At 65.5% G+C, this 21,359-nt stretch carries 23 protein-coding genes; 12 read left to right on the top strand and 11 right to left on the bottom strand.

What is annotated here, in order from left to right:
- Positions 1-66: 66 nt before the first annotated feature.
- Positions 67-1,647, top strand: a complete 1,581-nt coding sequence (locus LQ144_RS12690; RefSeq protein WP_230119066.1) for an aminopeptidase P family protein — start codon at positions 67-69, stop codon at positions 1,645-1,647.
- A gap of 126 nt (positions 1,648-1,773) precedes the next feature.
- Here the strand turns inward: LQ144_RS12690 and LQ144_RS12685 are convergent, their stop codons facing one another.
- Positions 1,774-2,775 carry a general stress protein gene (locus tag LQ144_RS12685; RefSeq protein ID WP_230119065.1) on the bottom strand — a complete coding sequence of 334 codons (1,002 nt, stop codon included), beginning with the start codon at positions 2,773-2,775 and terminating at the stop codon, positions 1,774-1,776.
- Between the two features lie 76 nt (positions 2,776-2,851).
- Between LQ144_RS12685 and LQ144_RS12680 the strand changes: the two genes are divergently transcribed.
- Genes LQ144_RS12680 through LQ144_RS12670 form a run of 3 tightly spaced genes read left to right on the top strand, consistent with a single transcriptional unit; the run spans position 2,852 to position 5,986 of the window.
- On the top strand, positions 2,852-4,135 hold the full coding sequence (locus tag LQ144_RS12680; protein WP_230119064.1) for a CBS domain-containing protein: 1,284 nt from the start codon (positions 2,852-2,854) through the stop codon (positions 4,133-4,135).
- Complete coding sequence (locus LQ144_RS12675; protein ID WP_230119063.1) at positions 4,089-4,847, top strand: DUF1003 domain-containing protein; 759 nt, start codon at positions 4,089-4,091, stop codon at positions 4,845-4,847. Before LQ144_RS12680 ends, LQ144_RS12675 begins: the two co-directional genes overlap by 47 nt.
- 11 nt (positions 4,848-4,858) lie before the next feature.
- Complete coding sequence (locus LQ144_RS12670) at positions 4,859-5,986, top strand: Mrp/NBP35 family ATP-binding protein (protein ID WP_230119062.1); 1,128 nt, start codon at positions 4,859-4,861, stop codon at positions 5,984-5,986.
- A 30-nt stretch (positions 5,987-6,016) separates the two neighbouring features.
- Here LQ144_RS12670 and LQ144_RS12665 read toward each other — a convergent pair whose 3' ends face one another.
- The 3 genes from LQ144_RS12665 to sigE form a co-directional block, all read right to left on the bottom strand.
- Complete coding sequence (locus LQ144_RS12665; RefSeq protein WP_230119061.1) at positions 6,017-6,430, bottom strand: Sec-independent protein translocase TatB; 414 nt, start codon at positions 6,428-6,430, stop codon at positions 6,017-6,019.
- Between the two features lie 69 nt (positions 6,431-6,499).
- The gene (locus LQ144_RS12660; protein WP_230119060.1) at positions 6,500-7,522 is read right to left on the bottom strand and encodes an anti-sigma factor; all 1,023 of its coding nucleotides are present in this window, start codon (positions 7,520-7,522) and stop codon (positions 6,500-6,502) included.
- A gap of 8 nt (positions 7,523-7,530) precedes the next feature.
- Positions 7,531-8,148 carry an RNA polymerase sigma factor SigE gene (gene sigE, locus LQ144_RS12655; protein WP_230119059.1) on the bottom strand — a complete coding sequence of 206 codons (618 nt, stop codon included), beginning with the start codon at positions 8,146-8,148 and terminating at the stop codon, positions 7,531-7,533.
- A gap of 360 nt (positions 8,149-8,508) precedes the next feature.
- On the opposite strand from sigE, the gene LQ144_RS12650 reads away from it, so the two are divergent.
- On the top strand, positions 8,509-9,141 hold the full coding sequence (locus LQ144_RS12650) for an O-methyltransferase (RefSeq protein WP_230119058.1): 633 nt from the start codon (positions 8,509-8,511) through the stop codon (positions 9,139-9,141).
- Positions 9,142-9,253: 112 nt separating this feature from the next.
- On the opposite strand, the gene LQ144_RS12645 is transcribed toward LQ144_RS12650, so the two are convergent.
- From LQ144_RS12645 to LQ144_RS12630, 4 genes are all read right to left on the bottom strand, one after another.
- Positions 9,254-9,421, bottom strand: coding sequence for a DUF3117 domain-containing protein (locus tag LQ144_RS12645; protein WP_009357720.1), 168 nt, complete (start codon positions 9,419-9,421; stop codon positions 9,254-9,256).
- A 233-nt stretch (positions 9,422-9,654) separates the two neighbouring features.
- The gene (locus LQ144_RS12640) at positions 9,655-10,827 is read right to left on the bottom strand and encodes a hypothetical protein (protein ID WP_230119109.1); all 1,173 of its coding nucleotides are present in this window, start codon (positions 10,825-10,827) and stop codon (positions 9,655-9,657) included.
- An 86-nt stretch (positions 10,828-10,913) separates the two neighbouring features.
- Complete coding sequence (locus LQ144_RS12635; protein ID WP_230119057.1) at positions 10,914-11,333, bottom strand: DivIVA domain-containing protein; 420 nt, start codon at positions 11,331-11,333, stop codon at positions 10,914-10,916.
- A gap of 23 nt (positions 11,334-11,356) precedes the next feature.
- On the bottom strand, positions 11,357-12,142 hold the full coding sequence (locus LQ144_RS12630; protein WP_230119056.1) for a TIGR00730 family Rossman fold protein: 786 nt from the start codon (positions 12,140-12,142) through the stop codon (positions 11,357-11,359).
- Positions 12,143-12,250: 108 nt separating this feature from the next.
- On the opposite strand from LQ144_RS12630, the gene LQ144_RS12625 reads away from it, so the two are divergent.
- The 4 genes from LQ144_RS12625 (at position 12,251) to LQ144_RS12610 (ending at position 15,535) form a co-directional block, all read left to right on the top strand.
- Complete coding sequence (locus LQ144_RS12625; RefSeq protein ID WP_230119055.1) at positions 12,251-13,006, top strand: amino acid ABC transporter ATP-binding protein; 756 nt, start codon at positions 12,251-12,253, stop codon at positions 13,004-13,006.
- Between the two features lie 55 nt (positions 13,007-13,061).
- Positions 13,062-13,949 (top strand): glutamate ABC transporter substrate-binding protein, encoded by an 888-nt coding sequence (locus LQ144_RS12620; protein ID WP_230119054.1) that lies wholly within the window; start codon positions 13,062-13,064, stop codon positions 13,947-13,949.
- A gap of 99 nt (positions 13,950-14,048) precedes the next feature.
- Complete coding sequence (locus LQ144_RS12615) at positions 14,049-14,699, top strand: amino acid ABC transporter permease (protein ID WP_230119053.1); 651 nt, start codon at positions 14,049-14,051, stop codon at positions 14,697-14,699.
- Positions 14,696-15,535: an amino acid ABC transporter permease gene (locus LQ144_RS12610; RefSeq protein ID WP_230119052.1), complete on the top strand. Its 840-nt coding sequence runs from the start codon at positions 14,696-14,698 to the stop codon at positions 15,533-15,535. The genes LQ144_RS12615 and LQ144_RS12610 overlap by 4 nt, the downstream gene beginning before the upstream one ends.
- 90 nt (positions 15,536-15,625) lie before the next feature.
- Here the strand turns inward: LQ144_RS12610 and dapE are convergent, their stop codons facing one another.
- Positions 15,626-16,747 (bottom strand): succinyl-diaminopimelate desuccinylase, encoded by a 1,122-nt coding sequence (gene dapE, locus LQ144_RS12605; RefSeq protein ID WP_230119051.1) that lies wholly within the window; start codon positions 16,745-16,747, stop codon positions 15,626-15,628.
- Between the two features lie 138 nt (positions 16,748-16,885).
- Here dapE and dapD point away from each other — a divergent pair, with 138 nt between their 5' ends.
- Positions 16,886-17,914, top strand: coding sequence for a 2,3,4,5-tetrahydropyridine-2,6-dicarboxylate N-succinyltransferase (gene dapD, locus LQ144_RS12600; RefSeq protein ID WP_230119050.1), 1,029 nt, complete (start codon positions 16,886-16,888; stop codon positions 17,912-17,914).
- Positions 17,915-17,974: 60 nt separating this feature from the next.
- A complete protein-coding gene (locus LQ144_RS12595; protein WP_230119049.1) occupies positions 17,975-18,826 on the top strand; it encodes a hypothetical protein in 852 nt (283 codons plus the stop codon).
- A gap of 49 nt (positions 18,827-18,875) precedes the next feature.
- Here the strand turns inward: LQ144_RS12595 and LQ144_RS12590 are convergent, their stop codons facing one another.
- Positions 18,876-19,487 (bottom strand): hypothetical protein, encoded by a 612-nt coding sequence (locus LQ144_RS12590; RefSeq protein WP_230119048.1) that lies wholly within the window; start codon positions 19,485-19,487, stop codon positions 18,876-18,878.
- A gap of 91 nt (positions 19,488-19,578) precedes the next feature.
- The gene (locus tag LQ144_RS12585) at positions 19,579-20,208 is read right to left on the bottom strand and encodes a TetR family transcriptional regulator C-terminal domain-containing protein (RefSeq protein WP_230119047.1); all 630 of its coding nucleotides are present in this window, start codon (positions 20,206-20,208) and stop codon (positions 19,579-19,581) included.
- A 115-nt stretch (positions 20,209-20,323) separates the two neighbouring features.
- On the opposite strand from LQ144_RS12585, the gene galE reads away from it, so the two are divergent.
- Complete coding sequence (galE, locus tag LQ144_RS12580) at positions 20,324-21,337, top strand: UDP-glucose 4-epimerase GalE (RefSeq protein ID WP_230119046.1); 1,014 nt, start codon at positions 20,324-20,326, stop codon at positions 21,335-21,337.
- Positions 21,338-21,359 lie beyond the last annotated feature (22 nt).

Here is a 21,359-nt window from a genome sequence, read left to right as displayed (position 1 = left end):
GACGGGCCGGTGCCGCTTCGGGTTCGGTGTTGGCCTAAGCCGCACGGCTGGTGAGACTATGGGACGGTGAACGACGCAGAAAACACCCAAAACTCCGCTTCCCAGCCTCTCGAAGAGCGGGTCAACAACCGCTCGCAGCGGCCCAGTTCCGAGGCTTTCAAGGCATTCATGGCCAGCAACTGGGCGCCGTCTCCGCAGGTGACCCCCGCGCGCGACGCCGTGGCAGGCCACGCAGCGAGAAGGCGCAGGGCCATCTCCGACCAGTTCAACGGTGAACGCCTGGTAGTGCCCGCCGGTCCCCTGAAGGTCCGCTCCAACGATTGCGACTACCGCTTCCGGCCGCACTCCGGCTTCGCACACCTGACGGGGCTGGGCCTGGACCATGAGCCCGACGCGGTGCTCATTTTCGAGCCCGTCGAGGACGGCACCGGGGACGACGGCGGCAATCACCGTGCGACTCTCTACTTCCGCCCGCTGGCCGGACGGGACACCGAGCAGTTCTACGCCGACTCGCGGTCCGGTGAGTTCTGGATCGGCGCCCGCCCCACGCTGGCAGAGTTCGAGGCACGCCTCGGCCTCCCGGCGGCCCATATCGACGAACTCGAGACGGCCATCACCAAGAATGTTGGCGCCCCTGAAATCGGCGGCATTTCGATCCGCCTGGTGCGCAAGGTCGACGAGAACATTGACGCTCTCGTGGACACTGCCCGCTACAACACCGCCAAGGACCCTGACAACCTGGACCTCGGCGTGCTGGACGCCCTCGACGAGAAGCTGTCCGAAGCCCTTTCCGAGCTCCGCCTGACCAAGGATGAGTGGGAAGTCGAGCAGATGCAGATCGCCGTGGCCGCCACGGTGGAAGGCTTTGCTGAAGTGGTCAAGGCGCTGCCCCGTGCCCTGACCCACTTCCGCGGTGAGCGCGTGGTGGAGGGTGCCTTCTTCGCCCGCGCCCGGGAAGAAGGCAACGAACTCGGCTACGACACTATTGCAGCCTCCGGCAACAACGCCACCGTGCTGCACTGGACCCGGAACACCGGCAAAATCAACGCAGGGGAACTCCTGCTGCTGGACGCCGGCGTGGAGGCCGACTCCCTCTACACAGCAGACATCACCCGCACGCTGCCGGCCAACGGCACCTTCTCCGATGTCCAGCGCAAGGTCTACGAGGCCGTGCTGGACGCCGCCGACGCCGGATTTGCGGCCGCGCAGATCGGCACGAAGTTCCGGGACATCCACACTGCCGCCACCACCGTCCTCGCGGAACGGCTTGCCGAATGGGGCCTCCTTCCCGTACCGGTCGAGGAAGCAATCAGCGACGAGGGGCAGCAGCACCGCCGCTGGATGCCGCACGGCACCAGCCACCACCTGGGCCTGGACGTCCACGACTGCGCGCAGGCCAAGCGGGAGCTCTACCTGGACGGCGTGCTGGCCGAAGGCATGATCTTCACCATCGAACCTGGCCTGTACTTCAAGAATGAGGACATCGGCATCCCCGAGGAGTACCGCGGGATCGGCGTCCGCATCGAGGACGACATCCTGATGACCGCCGACGGCCCCGTCAACCTCAGCGCCGCGCTCCCCCGCACGGCCGACGACGTCGAAGCCTGGATGGCTGGCATCTGGCAGGAAGTCAACGGCAAGGGTTAACCGGAGCGGGCTCTTGCGGGAGTCCAGCCTCTACAAACGAGGCAAGCCTCTACAAGAAAAAGGGAGGGCAACCGGATTTCTCCGGTGGCCCTCCCTTTCCGTCTCACCTGTGGGGCTCGCCTGTCGCTAACGCTGCGGCTCGTCCTTGCTTTGCGCCGGCTGGTTGGCATCGTTCACGCGCACGCCGTACTGCGGGCGGCCGTCAGGCAGGTCAGGGTAGCGGACAGCCGCAGGCCGCTGGCCGGCGCGCAGCGCGGCGTCCGGGGTTTCGGCGGCTTCCGGGGCTTGGCTATGCTGGCCCTGCCGGCCCTCGACGGCCCCATACTGGGGTGCAACCGGTGCGCCGTGCGCCTGGGCACCGGGAGCCTGGGAACCCCGAGTTTGGGAGTCCTGGAGGTCATGCCCCTGGGCATCCTGCGTCCGCTGGCCGTAGGGGTCGTTCCAGCCGGCCGGCCGCTGGGGCGCCTGGCCCTGGTAGGGGCCCTGCTGGCCGGACTGCGGAGGCTGGCCGGGCTGCTGGGGCTGGCCGGGCTGCTGGAAAGGCTCGTTCTGGTACTCACGCTGGGTGTCGCTCGGCGGCGCAGTGTAGCTCGACGGCGCAGCGCCGGCGGTGGCGTCGGACGGTGTCATAGGCAGCTGCTGCAGCAGCCGGCGCGCCTCGTGGGCGGCTTCGAAGGACACCACGACGTCGTAGTTGCTGGCCAACACCTGGCTGGTGGACGTGAAGTCACGCTTGCCCCGCTGCATCGCGTACGTGACGATGCCGAAGAGCATGAAGAAAGCGGCGCCCATCAGGACCGAACTGATGATGGAGAACGTTCCGCCGGCCGGTGTGAAGAAGGAGAGCATGACGCCGACGAAGAGGCCGAACCACATGCCGCTCAGTGCACCCGACAATGCCACCCGCGGGTAGCTGAGCCGGCCTGTCACCCGCTCCACCATCTTGAGCTCGTTGCCGACGATGGACACCATGTGCACCGGGAACTGCTGGTCCGCCAGGTAGTCGACAGCCTTTTGGGCGTCCAGGTAGGAGGTATAGCGGCCGACGGTATCCCCGGTGGGGACAGTCCGGGACTCGTCGGAGCCGTTGGGGACACCAGCCTTGGGAGCACCAAAAATGTTTGACATACACCCATTCTTGCCCATAAGGATGTGCGCGGGCTGAAATTCAGCTAAAAGTGAGCAGACTCGGTAGCCTGTAGAGGTGAGCACACATCTATCGCGCGTGTTTGTTGCGCGCCTCCTGGGACTGGACGTCTTCGACCCGCTGGGCGACCGTCTGGGGCGGCTGCGCGACGTCGTGGTGCTCTCACGCGGAACCCGCGGCGCCCCGCACGTGGTGGGCATCGTCGTCGAAGTCCCGGGCAAGAAGCGCGTCTTCGTTCCCATGACCCGCATTACGTCCATCGACCAGACGCAGGTCATCTGCACCGGGCTGGTCAACCTTCGCCGCTTCGAACAGCGGGGTGCAGAGACCCTCGTGGTTGCGGAGATGTTCGACCGCCGCGTCACCCTTCGCGACGGCAGCGGCGACGCCACGATCGAGGACATTGCGATGGACCAGCACCGCTCGGGTGACTGGTTCGTCAGCAAACTGTTCGTCCGCCGCGGCCATTCCCTGGCCCCCCTCAGCCGGCTCCGGAGGAACGAAACCATGATCATCGACTGGGCGGACGCCCACCAGGGCGCCAAGACGGAGCCCCAGGCTGCAACCCAGTTCGTTGCCAACCACGAGGACCTCAAGCCCGCCGACTTCGCCGAGGCCTTGCAGGAGATGAGCGACAAGCGGCGGTTCGAAGTGGCCAGCGAGCTGCAGGACGAACGCCTCGCCGACGTCCTGCAGGAACTGCCGGAAGACGACCAGGTGGAGATCCTCTCCGCCCTCGACGTCCAGCGGGCCGCCGACGTCCTGGAGGAAATGGATCCCGACGACGCCGCCGACCTCCTCGGCGAGCTCCCGACCGCCCAGGCTGAGGAGCTGCTGCAGCTGATGGAACCGGAAGGCGCAGAAGACGTCCGGCGCCTGCTCGAATACGACGAGGACACGGCCGGCGGCCTCATGACCCCCGTTCCTGTCATCCTGCCGCCCGAGGCCACGGTGGCAGAGGCACTCGCCCACGTCCGCCGCGAAGAGCTGTCGCCTGCCCTGGCATCCTCCATCTTCATTGCCCGGCCCCCGCTGGAAACCCCCACCGGCCGCTTCCTGGGCGTCGTCCACATCCAGCAGCTGCTGCGCTTCCCGCCGTTCGAACCGCTCGGCAATCTGGTGGACAAGAACCTCGAGCCGCTCTCGGACCAGGCCCACATCAGCGAAGTGGCACGCACGCTTGCAACCTACAACTTGAACTCCCTTCCGGTGGTCAACCAGGCCGGCCGGCTGGTGGGCGCCGTGACTGTTGACGACGTCCTCGACCATCTGTTGCCGGATGACTGGCGGGCAAATGACGGCGAAGCTCCGATCAGAAGGCTTGGAGGCCGCATTGGCTGAAAACACTGCAAAGGGCGCCGTTCCGCGGTCACCAGGCAAGGCAGCGGGCAAGGGCGGCCTGGACACGCCCCTGAGCGGCCGCCAGCGCATCTTACCCAAGTTTTCGCCGGACCCGGACGCTTTTGGCCACGCCACAGAGGGCTTCGCCCGTTTCATGGGAACCCCGCAGTTCCTGCTGTATATGACGGTGTTTTGCCTGTTCTGGCTGGCCTGGAATACTTTCGCGCCCGCCGCCTGGCAGTTCGACAAGGTGGAGCTCGGCTTCACCCTCCTGACGCTGATGCTCTCACTGCAGGCCTCGTACGCCGCACCGCTGCTGCTGCTGGCCCAGAACCGGCAGGACGACCGTGACCGCGTCTCTCTCCAGCAGGACCGCCAGCGCGCGGAACGCAACCTGTCCGACACCGAGTACCTGACCCGGGAGCTGGCGTCGCTGCGGATCGCGCTGCGGGAAGTGGCCACGCGCGACTACGTCCGGGCTGAACTGCGGAGCCTTCTGGAGGACCTGCTGGAAGCCCAGGAGGAGCTCCGGACCCACGATCCTTCCGGTCCCGGCAGCCATGAGTCGCCGCGCGAACTCGTCAGGGAAAAACTCAAGGAAAAGCGGGAGCGGCAGCGCAATCCGCGGACCCAACAGATACCCAAGGTCAAGTCGGACAAGCCCCGCCAGGGCCGGTCATCCCAGCCGCGCCCCACCTCCCCGGAAAGCTGAGCATCCACAGCATGAGCACCACCCTCGCCGCGGCAGTCAACGCTGCCCTGGCAACCGTCATCGATCCGGAACTGCGCCGTCCCATCACGGAACTCGGCATGGTGGATTCCGTTGACATCTCCGACGACGGCGCGGTGCACCTCTCCGTGCTGCTCACCATTGCCGGTTGCCCTCTCCGGGACACGATCACCAGAGATTCTGAGGCAGCACTGCTTGACGTTCCCGGCGTCACGGGCGTCGACGTCGAACTGAAGGTCATGACCCAGGCCCAGCGCGATTCCCTGAAGGAGCAGCTCCGCGGGCCCGGCGGCCAGCGCGGAATCCCGTTCAACCAGCCCGGGTCGCTGACCAAAGTGTTCGCCGTGGCCAGCGGCAAGGGCGGGGTGGGCAAGTCCTCAGTCACCGTGAACCTGGCCTGCTCCCTGGCTGCCCAAGGGCTGCGCGTGGGAATCGTGGACGCGGATGTCTACGGCTTTTCCGTACCTGCCCTGATGGGCATCACCCAGGCACCCACGCGGGTGGACGACATGATCCTCCCGCCGGTGGCGTACGGCGTGAAAGTCATTTCCATCGGCATGTTCGTCACTGGCAACCAGCCGGTTGCATGGCGCGGGCCGATGCTGCACCGTGCACTGGAGCAGTTCCTCACCGACGTCTACTTCGGCGACCTCGACGCCCTCTTCCTGGACCTGCCTCCGGGTACCGGGGACATCGCCATATCGGTTGCGCAGTTGCTTCCCAAGGCCGAGATCCTCGTGGTCACCACTCCCCAGGCGGCCGCAGCGGACGTCGCCGAACGCGCCGGGGCGATCGCCACCCAGACCGGGCAGACGGTGGCCGGCGTCATCGAGAACATGTCGTACATGGAGATGCCCGACGGCGGGCGGATGGAGCTGTTCGGAAGCGGTGGCGGGCAGCTGCTCAGCGAACGGCTGAGTGCCGCCACCGGCACGGACGTGCCGCTGCTCGGCCAGATACCGCTCGACATACTCCTGCGCGAAGGCGGGGACTCCGGCAGGCCCATCGTGCTCGGCCGCCCGGAAACACCGGCAGCAGCCGCTCTGTCCGGCATCGCCGGGAAACTTGCGGCCAGGCCGCGGGGACTTACCGGAATCTCACTGGGCCTGCAACCCAAGTAACCGAACGCCTGGCGGGCGGTGTAAGGCGCCCTAGGTGGCTTCCGTGTCGAAAGGTGCGGCTTCGCCGTCGGGCAACCGTTCCAGGACGTGACCGGGCCGCGAGTCGGGCACCGGCTCCACTGCCTCGGAAACGGCAGCCGTTGTGGCAGCCGTACCGCTGAGCGGCGCTCCGGGGCTGACGGGCTTCGTGTCGTCGTCGAGCAGTGCTTCCTTGATGATGCGGCGAGGATCGTACTGGCGCGGATCGTACTTCTTCCAGTCGACCTCATCGATGTCGATGCCGACTTCTTCCTTGATCTGTTCCCGCGCGCCGGACGCCATCCGGCGCACTTCGCGCACAAGGTTGGTCAGCTTCTGGGTGTATTCGGGCAGCCTTTGGGGGCCGATCACCAGAATGCCGATGAGCAGCAGAAGTAAGAACTCCGGGCCATTGATTCCAAACACTTTAGGAAGATTACCCTCTCCGGGGAGGCGCTGACGATTTCGCCACCGTCACGGCGGCCGGGAGTTGTGTCACTGCGCCAGGTGTTCGGTCATCTTGCCCACCTGCCGGGCTATTCTGCGCAGCCCGCGTTCCAGCCGTTCCACAACGGATTCGCTGCCGGAACCGCCCGGGGACGCCTCGGCGGCGGCGTCCGCCGCAATCCCCGGCTCCCCCGTTCCCTGGCTTACGGTGGCACCGGCCACCGCCAACGCCGGGACGGCGTCATCCGCGGCGTTCGCCGGCAGGTCCGAGACGTACGTGAACGTGGTCCGGCCTGTCTGGTAGATGGCGCTCCACGGGGCGGACACCCTGATCCAGAGCCTGCCGCCAACGGCTTTGCCGGCGTCAACGGCCACGAATCCGTCCTGACCGGCGGCGTGCCCCGTCAGGGGGTTGAGCGGAACATCCGGCGCTGCCGTGGCTGCCGGCGCCGCTCCGCTGCCGGCAGCTGTGCCGGAGTGCTGTTCAAGGACGGTGGCTGTGTGCCGGCCGTCCGAGAGGCGCACTTCAACACCCGGGTGGCCGGCGAAAACCTTTGACGTGGCCGAGACGATGTGGAAGCCCATGGCCTGCAGGTCAGGACAGGCCCATCCGTGGGTGCGCAGGGCGGCCACCCTGGGGTCAGCCGACGGGCCCCCGCCGGCGGCAGCTTCCGCCGGGCTCCCGGCCTGTCCCGAGAAGGTCGCCGCCCCGTATTGCCGCGGCTCCCCCGCAGAGATGTAGGCACCGGCCACAACCGTGCCTGCGGCCAGCACGGCCACCCCTCCAGCCAGGCCGGCCAGCTTCAAGGGGGCCGTCCGAGGCGCCGGCGCGGCAGGCGCCATGGCGAGCTGCTGCGTCCGGAGCAGCAGCCGTGCCGTCAGTTCATCGCTGGCCGCGGGGACGGCAGCATCGCGGAGCTTTTCAAGGTACTGGCGCTGTCGGCGGAGTGCAGCGGCGCATTCGCTGCACTGGCGGACATGGTCGGGCGTGCCCGGATGCTGCCTCCCTGCCCCGGGCAGGGAGGCAGACAATTTCCTGAGGTCCTCCAGCAAGCGGTTCAGTTGACGCATGGCGCCGATCAGAGAACTCCGGCGATGCGGGGCATCTTGAGCCGCGGCTTGCGCGACTGCTGGGGACGCGGATCGCGGTGGGCAAGCTTTTCCCGCAGCATGGTCCGGCCACGGTGGATTCGCGAGCGCACTGTCCCCAGCTTCACGCCCAAGGCCTCGGCAACCTCGTCGTAGGACAGGCCCTCCAGGTCACACAGCACCACGGCGGCACGGAAGTCCGGCGGGAGCTCCTCCAAGGCGGCCTGGACGTCGAGGTCCAGGTTGTTGTGCTCGAAGCTTTGCTCAGGGCCCGGCTCCCGTCCCGGCAAGCGTGATTCGGCGTCCTCCGCCAGCGCGTCGAAGCGGATCCGGCTCTTGCGCCGGGCCTGGTCGAGAAACAGGTTCGTGGTGATCCGGTGCAGCCAGCCGTCCAATGTTCCCGGCTTGAAATTCTCCAGGGAGCGGAAGACCCGGACGAACACCTCCTGAGTGAGGTCCTCGGCGTCGTACTTGTTGCCGGTAAGACGGTACGCAAGCCGGTAGACCTTGGCAGAATGGTTGGTCACCACTTCTTCCCAGGTGGGCCTGACCCAGTCAGCCCCCGGTTCTTCAACTGCAGGGACAGGTGCCACAACTGATCCTGACATCGTCCACTCCCCTCGTGGATGTACTAACGCCTGATGCGATTTACATCATTGGTTCGGCGCCGATCACCACTTGGATGAGCGGATACTTATCATGTCAAATTTGGCTGGGAATTTCCTGACTGTGGGGCCCCCTTTAGCCGTGGGCGCAATGAACGCGGAGCGGTGGCAGCGGGGACGTCCAGCAATGGCATGCCGGGCCCTCTTCAGGGCCCCGATGGGGGGCACGGAGACGTCGGCTCCGGCTGCCCGCACGGAAGTAGCCGCCATCACAGCCGGCCCCGCCGTCACCTTCCGGCGGCACACCGCCGGACACAGTACGCTGTAAGAAACATCCCCCCTGCCGCCCAGAAAGCGAAACACATGAGCGCCGACAAGTCCACGAGCTGGTCCTACGCAGAAGATCTGCCTGCCGAGGATGAGGTCCTGCTGCGTGCCAGGGAACGCTCCTTCGAACTGGGTGTGACGCCTATCGGCCGGGGCGTCGGGGCCGTGCTGACTGTTCTGGCTGCGGCGTCGAAGGCGCAGACCGCCGTCGAAATCGGCACGGGCGCGGGCGTCTCCGGCGTCTGCCTCCTTCGCGGGCTCGGGCCGCAGGCCGTGCTGACCACCATCGACGTGGATGTCGAACACCTCAAGGCAGCACGCGAGGCCTTCCAGGAATCCGGCAGCCCGGCGAACCGGACACGAACCATTTCCGGCCGGGCCGGGGATGTTCTGCCAAGGCTGACTGACGCTGCCTACGACCTCGTTTTCATCGACGGGGACAAGCCCAGCTTCCCCCGCTACGTGGAGCAGGCCGTGCGCCTGCTCAAGTCCGGCGGTCTCCTCATCGTCAACGACGCTCTGGACAAGGACCGCGTGTCCAACCCCGCCGCCCGAGACTCCACCACTGTGGTGCTGCGGCAGGTGGGCAAGGCCGTCCGCGACGACGACCGGCTGGCCTCCGCCATGCTGCCCACCGGTGACGGGCTGCTGGTAGCGGTTAAGAAGTAAGGCCGGATGTTTCTTCGTTAAAGACGAAACGATCGTTGCAACTCCCAAAATCTCGGGGGTTGCAACGACCGCCAGAACCCAAGCCTTCCGGCTGCAGGCCCTGCGTGGCAATCTATTCGGTAACGCCTACGAGGCATTCCTTGAGGTTGGCCGCCTCAGCAGCATTGAGTTCGACCACGAGCCGACCTCCGCCTTCGAGCGGCACACGCATAATCAGGCTGCGGCCCTCCTTGGTTACTTCCATAGGGCCGTCGCCGGTGCGTGGTTTCATAGCCGCCATGAGGAAATTCCCCTCCAATAGTCCCAGGACTGAGCAGCCCGGCCGGGCTGAGTCCGCATGATCAAACAAGCCGCTATGGCGGCCCGTTCGGCAGCCGCCATGACTGAACGCTTCGAATGCTTTTGTCCTTGCTTACCCCCTATTATCCTGTAATTACCCGTCTGTAGCTAATCGATGGACATTCGATGCGGCTGGACGATAACCCGCGTGCCGACTCTGGGCCGGCATCGATCTCACGGCGGGTAGTCGCCTCCGCCTGGCAGTTGGGCCCACGCCCACAACCACACCACCCACACGATCTGTAGCAGGACGAACATGGTGATAACGGCCCCGCGGTAGGCGCGCGACCTTGAGACCATCGCCGCTCCCAACGCGAGCGGGAACAGCGGCAGCAGCATGCGGAAGGTGCTGGTCTGCGGATGCAGGAATACCAGCAGATACCCCATGTAGCAGGCGCACCACAGTCTGAGTTCCGTACCGAGTTGCAGCACAGGCCTGGACATCATGAGCAGCGCGAACGCAGCGACGAAAATGAACGGCGCCGCCAGGCCCAGCACCGGCCCGAACAGCAGCACGCCGGTGTCGAACCACGGTTTGACAGGCACCAGGTCGTGCCCGCGCCAGACAGTTTCGGTCTTGGTGTAGGCCTCAATGTCGCCCGTTGTTATCCAGGCGATGGCAGGCCACAGGAGCGCTGCTGCCCCACTGGCGGCGGTCAGCACAGCCAAGGACCACAGTTCCCTGGGGCTATGCACGCGCGGTGCAGGTTCAGGGACCGCGACGCCCTTGCTTCGGCCGAGGATCCACACCTCCGCCGCCCGGTACAGGAAAAGAATCCCGGCCATCGCGGCAAAGGGTACCCCCGTGGGCCGGGAGAGGCACATCGCCAGGACCACCGGGATGGCCCAGATGTACTGCCTCCGGAGCACGAGCAGCAGGGCCGAGGCCAGCAGGAGGATGTTCAGGGATTCCGCATAAGGAACCTGGAGCACCGGGGAAACCGGAAACGCGGCAAAGAACGCAACGGCCCACAGGGCCGGCCCGTGTTCCGTCCGGCGACGGAAAAGGGCGTAGACCACCACAGACGCGGCGAGGCCGGCGAGCATCGCAATGACCGTGAGGGAGGCCGCGGGGCTGATACCCGTGGCAGCCGTGAGAGTCCGCGCCAGTACCGGGAACAGCGGATAGAACGCCCAGGTGTTTTCCTTGACGCTCCCGGCGCCGTCCACCGGCAGCTCCGACGGATAGCCATTCGCGATGACCTCGCCGTACCAGCGGGCATCCCAGATATTGATGAAGTTCCAATAGTCGGGTTTCGCCGGGAACCACGGATTGACCCCCTGGTGCAGCGCCGCCGACATGAAGATGCCGGCGCTGACCAGCCGGGCCGCCATGTAGATCACCATCACCTGGACCCACCACGGCCAGCGCGCGGCCCCTGCCGACAGCCGCGCCGTGGCCAGGCCGATCGTGCTGGCGGCGGCAGAACCGGTCAAGACCTGTCCTCGGCAGCAGTAAGGTCGTCGGCTGCGGGCCTTTCCTCAGCGGTGGCACGGGCCACGGCCGCAACGCCGGTGCCGTCGATACGGAGGCGGGCACGCAGCCGCTCGATTTCTGCGTCCTTGACTGCAAGCTGATCGCGGAGTTCATCGAGCACCTGGTCTACCTGGTCCATCCGGTAGCCCCGTAGCCCAAGGGCGAACCGCACGTGGTCGACATCGGCCGGCTTGGCGTCAGCCGGCAGCAAGACCGGCGGCAGGGAAGGTACAGCCTCATCGAAGCCGTCGTCAATCAGCCGGCCGCCCGGGCGGCTCTTCCGCAAAATGCCGGCCCCGATGTCTGTCCCGATGACGGCGGTGATGCCAATCAGGACTATGGCAAGGAAGACGAGGAAGAAACTCACATCACCCATCGTGCCAGACCACGGTCCCGCCGCTACTCAGGCCGCTGGTCCCCGTTGGTTGAGGGCGGGCGGACGTGGCCGTGGAGGACGAGGTTGACGGCCTCTTCGGGGTCGTCCACCACCTGCACCAGATCCAGGTCTTTCTCGGACACCATGCCTTCGGCGACCAGGGTGCCCTTGATCCATTCGATCATGGGCCCCCAGAACGACGAGCTCAGGAGAACGATGGGGAAGGAGGTCACCTTCTGCGTCTGGACCAGGACCATGGCCTCGAAGAGCTCATCAAGGGTGCCGAGTCCCCCTGGCAGGACGATGAAGCCCTGTGCGTATTTCACGAACATGGTCTTCCGCGCGAAGAAGTACCGGAAGTTGATGCCGAGGTCCACCCATTGGTTCAGGCCCTGCTCGAACGGCAACTCGATGCCCAGGCCGACGGAGACGCCATTGCCTTCCACAGCTCCCCGGTTGGCGGCCTCCATGGATCCCGGTCCGCCTCCGGTGATGACAGCGACGCCGGCCTCCGCCAGTTTGCGTCCCACTTCAACGCCCATTTCGTAGAACACGCTGCCCGGCTTGGTGCGCGCCGAGCCGAAGACGCTGACCGCCTGTCCCAGGTCAGAGAGTGCCCCGAAGCCTTCAACGAATTCGCTCTGGATCCGCATCACCCGCCACGGGTCGGTATGGATGAAGTGGCCCGGCCCCTTGGTATCGAGCAGCCGCTGATCCGACATCTCCACGGCAGCCTGTTTGCGGCGGAGCTCGAGGGGCCCCTTGCGGCGCGGCTGGACGGATTTAGACGGATCTGCGTTGATGCTCATCATCCAAGGCTAACCTGCCGCTGAACTGCAGGTATCTCTTGAATTACGATCAGCAGGAAGTCGGAGTGATTGCGGTCATAAGTCGCTGATGTTCGCTAGATTCTTCTTATGACTACTCAAGTGCCCGGCAATGCGCTCGTCTCCCTGAATGCCGTGAACAAGCATTACGGCCAGCTGCATGTTCTGAAGGACATCAATCTCCACGTCCGCAAGGGCGAGGTCGTGGTGGTCATCGGGCCTTCAGGCTCGGGCAAGTCCACGCTGTGCCGCGCCATCAACCGCCTCGAAACGATTGACGACGGCGACATCTCGATTGACGGCAAGATGCTGCCCGAGGAAGGCAAGGAGCTCGCGAGCCTTCGCGCCGACGTCGGGATGGTTTTCCAGTCCTTTAACCTGTTCGCCCACAAAACCATCCTCGAGAACGTGACGCTCGGACCCATTAAGGTCAAGGGCGTCGCCAAGGCTGAGGCGGACAAGGAAGCCATGGCCCTCCTGGAACGTGTCGGCGTCGGCCATCAGGCACCGAAGCTGCCGGCCCAGCTCTCCGGTGGCCAGCAGCAGCGCGTGGCCATCGCCCGCGCTCTGGCAATGAAGCCGAAGGTCATGCTGTTCGACGAGCCGACTTCGGCGCTGGACCCGGAAATGATCAACGAAGTCCTTGACGTCATGATCCAGCTGGCCAAGGAAGGCATGACCATGATCGTGGTGACCCATGAAATGGGGTTTGCCCGCAAGGCCGCCGACCGTGTGGTGTTCATGGCGGACGGCCAGATCGTGGAGGATGCCACGCCGGAAGAGTTCTTCAACAATCCGAAGAGCAGCCGTGCCAAGGATTTCCTGTCCAAGCTCCTCACTCACTGAACCCCCGAGTTCGCACCCAGGCCGTCTTCGGCGGCCGCCCAATGAAAGGAATGTCATGAAGGCATTTTTGACCCGAAGGAAATCCCTTCTGGTAGCAGCATCCGCAGCCTTGGCGCTGACCCTGAGTGCCTGCGGTGGTGGCGGCACCGGCGGCGGCACCAACCCCACGCCCGTCGAGAAGCCCAGTTTTGCCGCCGGCTCCACCATGGAAAAGCTCGCTTCTGCCGGCAAGATCACCATTGGCACCAAGTTTGACCAGCCGCTGTTCGGCCAGAAGGGCCTGGACGGCAAGCCCGTGGGCTTCGACGTGGAAATCGGCAAGCTCATCGCAGCCAAGCTGGGAATCCCCGCCGACAAGATCGAGTGGGTTGAAACGGTTTCCGCCAACCGCGAGCAGTTCATCAAGCAGGGCAAGGTGGATCTGATCGTTGCGACGTACACCATCAACGACAAGCGCAAAAAAGAAGTCAGCTTTGCCGGCCCGTACTACGAGGCAGGCCAGGCCCTCATGGTGAACAAGGACAACACGACCATCACCAAGCCTGAGGACGTAAAGGGCAAGAATGTCTGCTCCGTGACCGGCTCCACTCCCGCGGCCACGATCGTGGAGAAGTACGGCGCAGTCCTGGTGCCGGCCGCAACCTACTCCGCTTGCCTCGAGCCGCTGCGCAACAAGCAGGTGGAAGCCGTCACCACCGACAACGCCATCCTGGCCGGTTTCGTCAACAAGGAACCGGACGCCTTCAAGCTGGCATCCGAGGAGACCTTCACCAAGGAGCCCTACGGCATCGGCCTGAAGCTGGATGACACCGAATTCCGCAACTGGATCAATGACCAGCTGGAAAGCTTCGCCAAGGACGGGTCCTACAAGAAGGCCTGGGAAGGCACGGCCGGCGCCGTCATCAAGACGGCACCGGAACTTCCCGCCATCGACCGCTACTAGAACGGGCCTGGCGGTCACCGGCTGCCGGAAATCTTTCCGGCAGCCGGTGACCCCGCTCCCGTCTACCGCACATCCCCACAAACGCAGCTGAAGGATCCTATGGACGTCATCATTGAAAGCCTCCCGCAGTACTGGGACGGCTTTCTCAGAACCCTGTTCCTGGCCGTCGTTTCCGGCATCATTGCCTTGGTGGTGGGCACGCTCCTGGCCGCCGCCCGGGTATCACCGGTGACGGCCCTCCGCGGATTCAGCATGGCCTACGTGGAGGTGGTGCGAAACACTCCGCTGACCATCGCCTTCTTTTTCGCCGCGGTCGTTTTGCCCCGGCTTGGCGTCACGTTCCAGCAGTTCGAAATCGCGGCCATCATCGCGCTGAGCGCCTACACCTCGGCGTTCATTGCCGAGGCAGTGCGCTCGGGCGTCAACAGTGTCCCGGTGGGCCAGGCTGAGGCTGCGCGCAGCATCGGCATGAAATTCAGCCAGGTGCTGTCCCTCATCATCCTGCCCCAGGCGCTCCGCACAGTGATCCCGCCCATGATCAACATCCTGATCGCGCTCGTCAAGAACTCCTCCGTGGCCGGCGCTTTCTACGTGCTTGAGCTGTTTGGCTACGGCAAACAACTGGCGAACGAACACGGCGATGCGGTCATGTGGGTACTCGTGGGCGTTGCCTTCTTCTATCTCCTGATCACCGTGCCGCTGGGCTACGTGGCTCACCAGGTCGAACGAAAGGTGGCGATTGCACGATGACTTCTGTTCTCTACGACGTCCCGGGCCCCAAAGCCCGCAGAGTTTCCCTGATCGGCTCGATCATCGGCGTGGTGGTCATCGGCGCCCTTCTCGCCCTTGCCCTCGTCACACTTGCCCAGCAGGGAATCTTCCAGGCGCAACGGTGGGCGATCTTTGGCCAGGCGGACGTCTGGTCGCTGATCTTCAACGGCATCGGTGCAACATTGAGCGCCGCCGCGATCGCGGCAGTGATCGCCTTCCCGCTGGGACTCCTGCTCTGCCTCATGCGCATTTCCGATGTAGCCTGGATCCGGGTTCCCACAAGAATCGTGCTGGAGTTCCTCCGCGGCATGCCCGTGGTGCTGATGATGCTGTTCGTCCTGCTCGTGTTCGCCACAAGTTCGTTCATTGCCGTGGTGGCCGGGCTGGTGCTCTACAACGCGGCCATCTTCGCCGAGATCATCCGCGCCGGCATCCAGTCCCTTCCCAAGGGCCAGCGCGAGGCCGGCCTGGCGATCGGCCTGACCAGCTTCCAGTCACGGCTGAGCGTCGAACTCCCGCAGGCCATCCGGCGCATGCTCCCGTCCCTCGTGGCTCAGCTCGTCGTCCTGCTGAAGGACACCTCCCTGGGCTACATCGTTGCGTACGGCGAACTGCTCCGCGCGGTGCAGGTCATGGCGGACTTCCTCGGCCCGCAGTTCCTGTTCCCCGTGTTCTTCGTGGCTGCAGCGATCTACATCGCCATCAACCTTGCGGTGTCCCGCCTGGCCATCTGGATTGAGCGTCGCGGGTCCAAGAAGGCGGCCGGCGGCGTGGCGAAAGCTCCCACCGCCGGGGTGTCCACCATCGTGAAGTAGGCCCCCGGGCACGTTGACTGCAAACGACAGAAGGTCCGCAACCATCCCGGTTGCGGACCTTCTGTCATTACGGGCTGCTGTCCTGCGGCGTCAGGCCAGCCAGTTCTGCAGCGCACGGAGGCAGGCACGGATGGCCTCGGCCTCAACGTGCTCGTTGTCCTTGTGCGCCAGCAGCGGATCGCCGGGGCCGAAGTTCACCGCCGGGACTCCCAGCTCACTGAAACGCGCGACGTCGGTCCACCCGTATTTGGGTTTGGGCTCGGCTCCGACTGCGGCCACAAAGGACGCGGCGGCCGGGTGGTTCAGCCCGGGCCGGGCGCCTGCCGCGGCGTCGGTGCGGACCACATCGAATCCCTCCAGCAGCCCGCGCACATGTGCCTCAGCCTGGTCAGGTGACTTGTCCGGCGCGAAGCGGTAGTTGATCTCCACCACGCAGCGGTCCGGAATGACGTTGCCCGCGGTACCGCCATGGATTTTCACGGCGTTAAGGCTTTCGCGGTACTCCAGGCCGTCCACGTTGATGGTCTGCGGGCTGTACGCCGCAAGCCGTTGCAGGATGGGCGCAGCGGCGTGGATGGCGTTGCTTCCCATCCAGGCACGCGCTGAATGGGCGGCTTCCCCGAGTGTCGTAGCCTCAAGCCGCATGGTGCCGTTGCAGCCTCCCTCCACGGTGCCGTCCGTCGGCTCCAGCAGGATGGCAAAGTCGCCCTTGAGCAGGTCCCCGTGGTTCCGCACCAGTCTGCCCAGGCCGCTTTTGACGGCTTCCACTTCCTCGTGGTCGTAAAAGACGAAGGTGACGTCCTTGGACGGCGACGCGCCGCCGTCCAACATGGATGCCGCAAGCGCAAGCTGGACGGCGACGCCGCCCTTCATGTCCGTGGCTCCGCGGCCGTAGAGGACGCCGTCGCCAGGAATGCCCGATGGCCAGGTGGACGGGACAGTTCCCAGGGAGCCGTCCGTCACCGGCAACGGCACCGTATCCAGGTGCCCCGCGAGGATGACTCGCTCAGGGCGGCCGAGGGACGTGCGGGCGATGATGGAATCCCCGTCCCGGATTAGCTCAAGGCCAGGGAGCTGCCGGAGGGCCAGCTCGACGGCGTCGGCAAGCTCAGCTTCGTTGCCCGACACGCTGTTGATGTCGAGCAGCTTGGCGGTCAGCAGGGCAACGTCCTGGCGCAGGTCGAGGGTTACGGGGGCAGTTTCGGCAATCATCATCCAACTCTATCTCCCGGGCCCTGCCCGGTCGGGCAGCAGCAAATCCTCCATGTTGGCTACTTAACGGCGTCAAATGCGACCAGCCGGGCACGGATTCATTTCGGCGCGTGCACGACGGCTCGATACACTGGGGCCATGACTGAAACCGCTTCTTCCGCCGTGCCCGCTGCCCAAACGCTGTCCGACGATTCCCGCTCGGCCTACGGATTCGGAGTGGCCACCGTTGCCACCCGCAACGGTGAAGCCACGGTGCTGGATGTCTGGTTCCCGGCCCCCGCCCTGGGCGTGGCAGCCGAAAGCCTGCGCGCAGTCGAGAACGCCGATGAAACCCTTGGCGACATCGCGGCCGGCGGAGCGGACGCGGACCGCGGTACTGAGCAGAAGGTAGTGTTCGTCCAGATCAACCTCGACGAAGCACCGGCGGACACGGCGGATGCCTACCTTCGGCTGCACCTGCTGTCGCACCGACTCGTCCGTCCCAACACCATCAACCTGGACGGCATCTTCGGCAAGCTCCCGAACGTCGTGTGGACCAACTTCGGCCCCTGTGCCGTGGACGGCTTTGAGCTGACCCGCGCCAAATTGCGCAAGCGCGGCGCGGTGACCGTCTTCGGCGTCGACAAGTTCCCGCGCATGGTGGACTACGTGGTCCCCGCCGGCGTCCGCATCGCCGACGCCGACCGCGTCCGCCTGGGCGCGCACCTCGCCGAGGGCACCACTGTCATGCACGAGGGCTTCGTCAACTTCAATGCCGGCACGCTGGGCACCTCCATGGTCGAAGGCCGCATCTCCGCCGGCGTCGTGGCCGGGGACGGCACGGACGTCGGCGGCGGCGCCTCGATCATGGGTACCCTCTCCGGCGGCGGCAAGGAAAAGATCGCCCTCGGCGAGCGGGTCCTGCTGGGCGCGAACTCCGGAGTCGGCATCAGCGTCGGCGACGACTCCGTGGTGGAGGCCGGGCTTTACGTCACTGCGGGCACCCGGGTACGGGTTATTGGCCCGAAGGACGCCGACGGCGAGGACACGAGCCGGATCGTCAAGGCCGTGGAGCTGTCGGGGGTTCCGAACCTGCTGTTCCGCCGCAACTCCACCACCGGCGAGGTGGAGGTACTCCCCCGCAAGGGCCAGACTGTGGAGCTAAACGACGCCCTGCACGCCAACTGACCGTCCAGGAGCGGCCGGCACCCGAACCGGCCGGCCGCCCCGGACCAAGGGAGTAACCTCGTGACACGCCGACGCAAGCTGCGCGGAGCGGTCGTTGTGCTGCTCTCCGTCGTGCTCGTCGGCGGCGGCATCTACACCGCCGTGGCCTTGCTGCAACAATCGGAGCAGCTGGTCACGGAAGAATGTACCGCCGCCGTCGGTTCACAGCGGGCAGAACTCGCCACCGACCAGGCGGCAAACGCCGCCCTGATCACCGCCATTTCAGTGCGGCGGGGACTGCCGCCGCGCGCCGCAAGCATCGCCCTGGCGACTGCCATGCAGGAATCGAAGCTGCGGAACATCGAGCACGGCGACCTGGCGGGTCCGGATTCCCGGGGGCTTTTCCAGCAGCGCCCTTCGCAGGGCTGGGGCACCCTGGAACAGGTCATGGATCCGCACCACGCAACCAATGCCTTCTATGACGCGCTGGTCGAAGTGCCTGGCTACGCAGAGATGGACATCACCGAAGCAGCGCAACGTGTGCAGCGTTCGGCCTACCCGCGCGCCTACGCCCAGCACGAGGAGATGGGCCGGGCCTTCGCCTCGGCGCTGAGCGGCCAGGCGCATACTGCACTGGACTGCACTCTTCGCTCACCGGAGCGGCCCGGTGAGCCCGAGGCCTTGCTCCAGGAGCTCGAGGCCGCGTACGGCAGCATCCCTTCCTCGACCTCCGGCCCGACTCTGGTACTTGAGGCCACGGGCGACCTGGCGTGGTCGCTGGCCCACTGGGCAGTGGCAAATGCCAAGGAATTTGCGGTTGCACAGGTGGATGTGGACGGAAAGAGCTGGGACCGGCGGGCACGGAACGGGTGGCAGGATTCACCAGGCTCCGACGGTACGGTAACAATCACCTTTGCCGAGGCACCCGCCTGATGGGTTCCCCGAACGGCCGGGCTTCCCGCCCGGCCGGGTCACTCTTCCCTCAGACGAGAATTTCCACGACAGGCTGCACGTAGCTCCGGAACACTTCAGGCTGCTGCAGCAGACCATGGCTCATGATGATCTTGTCCGGTTCGAGGAACCATGCGCGCTGTTCGTCCAGCGGCAGTTCGATGATCGTCAGGTCGAAGTCGCGTGAGTTCCGGCCCACCTCCAGCAGCCGGTCCTCCACGATGTCTTCCAGCAGGTGCACCGATCCTCCGGCCACCCGCTCGGCCTCCAGTTCCGCATACTCCTTACGGCGTTCGCGCGCCCAGGTGAGCGCTGCGCCGAAATGTGCCTGCAGGACCCTCCGCAGCGCCGGGGAATTGGCGAACGACCGGAATCCGGGCGGCGACATTTCCGGGGACATTTGCGGATGCGCCTTCAGCAGTTGCTCCCACCACGCTTCCCACTCGGTCTTGAGGGCACTGATCCCGCCCACCTCGGCGGTCAGGTGGGAATGGTCCGCGTGCCTGACTTTCGGGGCGGCGTGGGACAGTGCCGGAAAGCCGGCACCGTCCAGCCCGGCGACGTCACGTATGTAAAGAGCAATGAGCATGGGCCCCGACGTGTCCATGGTGATCCGCCAGCCTGGACCGCCTGTGTGCTGCATCCGTATGCCTCCCTTGGCATGTTCCTATCCGCCCCCGATTGACGCGGCATCCCGCTCTCCGGCTCCAGTCTATTCCCCCAGCCCGGGGACGTTAATGCTTGGGTGCCAGCGGTCCTTCCAGCCCTGCCAGATGGGATTCAAGCACGTCCTGGCACATCTCCAGGGTCATCCACTCCGGCTGCAGGAGGGCATGCATCGTCAGGCCATCGAGCGTGGCGAGGAGCCGCTCCGCTTCGGTGACCAGCCGCTGTTGCCCGCCACCATCATCTTCGACAAGACCGGTGATCAACTGCCCGACGACGGCGGCCACCGCCCGGTGGCTTCGATCCGCCTCGGCAGCAAGGAACGGCCGGATTCTCGCGGCATTCTTGAAGGCCAGCCAGGCGCAGGCGTCCAGCGCGCGTTGTTCGTCCAGCGGAAGGAATTCACCCAGCAGGGTTAATACCGCCGAGCGCTGCGTCTCGCTGCCGGCTGACGAAGCGGACACGCCGGCATACGCGCCGCTCAGTCGTGCCACGATGCGGTCCACCACGGACGCAAAGGAGAAGGCCAGCAATTCCTCGCTGCTGGCGAAATAGTGCCGCACGGATCCGACCGCCAGGCCTGCTTCGTCGGCCACTTCCCGGAGGGATGCCCGCTCCAATCCGTCGGAGGCGATGATCCGGCAGACGGCATCTACGATCTCCTGGCGCCGGGCGGCGGCATCCACAATTTTCGGCACTCTTTGTTTTTAGCACGGATGTGCTGCAGGGATAGGCCGCCCCGCCGCAACGTGACCGGCCACACACAACGGACACATTCAGCGGGGTCCCTGCCTGCTGGGATAGCGTGGGAGCATGAAAATTCTGGTCACGGGTGGCACCGGCTACATTGGCTCGCACACCGTCTTGTCCCTGCAGGAAGCCGGTCATGAAGTCGTGGTGATCGACAATCTGGTGAACTCCAGCGAGGAGTCCCTGCGCCGGGTGGCTGAACTCACCGGCAAGGAAGCCGTCTTCCACCGCGTGGATCTCGTGGACGAGGCCGCGGTCGACGCCGTGTTCGACCAGCACGCCATCGATGCGGTCATCCACTTTGCCGGCCTCAAGGCTGTGGGCGAATCCGTCCGGGAACCGTTGAAGTACTACCACAACAACCTCGTCGGCACCCTGAACCTGATCCGTGTGATGGACCGGCATGACGTCCGCTCGATCGTCTTCAGCTCTTCGGCTACCGTCTACGGCGAGCACAATGCCGTCCCGTACGTAGAAAAGATGGAAATCGGCGCGAACAACCCCTACGGCCGCACCAAGGAGCAAATCGAGGACATCCTCGCCGACCTCGGTGCCGCCGACGAGCGCTGGCACATTGCGCTGCTGCGCTACTTCAACCCGGTCGGCGCCCACCCGTCGGGCCGGATCGGCGAGGACCCCCAGGGCATCCCGAACAACCTCGTGCCGTTCATTGCCCAGGTCGCGGTCGGCCGGCGCGAGAAGCTCATGGTCTTCGGGGGCGACTACGACACCCCGGACGGCACCTGCCTGCGCGACTACATCCACGTCGTGGACCTCGCCGACGGCCACGTCGCCGCCCTGAATCATGTGGCAGACCGCACCGGCGTGTTCCGGTGGAACCTCGGCTCCGGCAGGGGATCCTCTGTCCTGGAAGTCATCCGTTCCTTCGAAAAGGCCGTCGGGCGCCCCATCCCCTACGAAATCACGGGACGTCGCGCCGGCGACCTCCCTGCCTTCTGGGCAGACGCCACCTCGGCCCTCGCCGACCTTTCGTGGTCCACCACCAAGACGGTGGACCAGATGTGCGAGGACCACTGGCGCTGGCAGAAAAACAACCCCCTGGGCTACAGCTCCTGACCCCTCCGACATCGGGAACAAC

The sequence above is a fragment of the Arthrobacter sp. Bi83 genome (assembly GCF_918698095.1).
Taxonomy (GTDB): Bacteria; Actinomycetota; Actinomycetes; order Actinomycetales; family Micrococcaceae; genus Arthrobacter.
This window is presented reverse-complemented; position numbering and strand designations above follow the sequence as displayed.

Excerpts from the sequence above, each read along its gene's own strand:
- LQ144_RS12685 (WP_230119065.1), bottom strand. The coding sequence starts at position 2,775 with ATGTCAAACATTTTTGGTGCTCCCAAGGCTGGTGTCCCCAACGGCTCC.
- LQ144_RS12675 (WP_230119063.1), top strand. The coding sequence starts at position 4,089 with ATGACGGCGAAGCTCCGATCAGAAGGCTTGGAGGCCGCATTGGCTGAA.
- LQ144_RS12670 (WP_230119062.1), top strand. The coding sequence starts at position 4,859 with ATGAGCACCACCCTCGCCGCGGCAGTCAACGCTGCCCTGGCAACCGTC.
- LQ144_RS12660 (WP_230119060.1), bottom strand. The coding sequence starts at position 7,522 with ATGCGTCAACTGAACCGCTTGCTGGAGGACCTCAGGAAATTGTCTGCC.
- sigE (WP_230119059.1), bottom strand. The coding sequence starts at position 8,148 with ATGTCAGGATCAGTTGTGGCACCTGTCCCTGCAGTTGAAGAACCGGGG.
- LQ144_RS12650 (WP_230119058.1), top strand. The coding sequence starts at position 8,509 with ATGAGCGCCGACAAGTCCACGAGCTGGTCCTACGCAGAAGATCTGCCT.
- LQ144_RS12645 (WP_009357720.1), bottom strand. The coding sequence starts at position 9,421 with ATGGCGGCTATGAAACCACGCACCGGCGACGGCCCTATGGAAGTAACC.
- LQ144_RS12640 (WP_230119109.1), bottom strand. The coding sequence starts at position 10,827 with ATGGTGATCTACATGGCGGCCCGGCTGGTCAGCGCCGGCATCTTCATG.
- LQ144_RS12635 (WP_230119057.1), bottom strand. The coding sequence starts at position 11,333 with ATGGGTGATGTGAGTTTCTTCCTCGTCTTCCTTGCCATAGTCCTGATT.
- LQ144_RS12630 (WP_230119056.1), bottom strand. The coding sequence starts at position 12,142 with ATGAGCATCAACGCAGATCCGTCTAAATCCGTCCAGCCGCGCCGCAAG.
- LQ144_RS12625 (WP_230119055.1), top strand. The coding sequence starts at position 12,251 with ATGACTACTCAAGTGCCCGGCAATGCGCTCGTCTCCCTGAATGCCGTG.
- LQ144_RS12620 (WP_230119054.1), top strand. The coding sequence starts at position 13,062 with ATGAAGGCATTTTTGACCCGAAGGAAATCCCTTCTGGTAGCAGCATCC.
- LQ144_RS12615 (WP_230119053.1), top strand. The coding sequence starts at position 14,049 with ATGGACGTCATCATTGAAAGCCTCCCGCAGTACTGGGACGGCTTTCTC.
- LQ144_RS12610 (WP_230119052.1), top strand. The coding sequence starts at position 14,696 with ATGACTTCTGTTCTCTACGACGTCCCGGGCCCCAAAGCCCGCAGAGTT.
- dapE (WP_230119051.1), bottom strand. The coding sequence starts at position 16,747 with ATGATTGCCGAAACTGCCCCCGTAACCCTCGACCTGCGCCAGGACGTT.
- dapD (WP_230119050.1), top strand. The coding sequence starts at position 16,886 with ATGACTGAAACCGCTTCTTCCGCCGTGCCCGCTGCCCAAACGCTGTCC.
- LQ144_RS12590 (WP_230119048.1), bottom strand. The coding sequence starts at position 19,487 with ATGCAGCACACAGGCGGTCCAGGCTGGCGGATCACCATGGACACGTCG.
- galE (WP_230119046.1), top strand. The coding sequence starts at position 20,324 with ATGAAAATTCTGGTCACGGGTGGCACCGGCTACATTGGCTCGCACACC.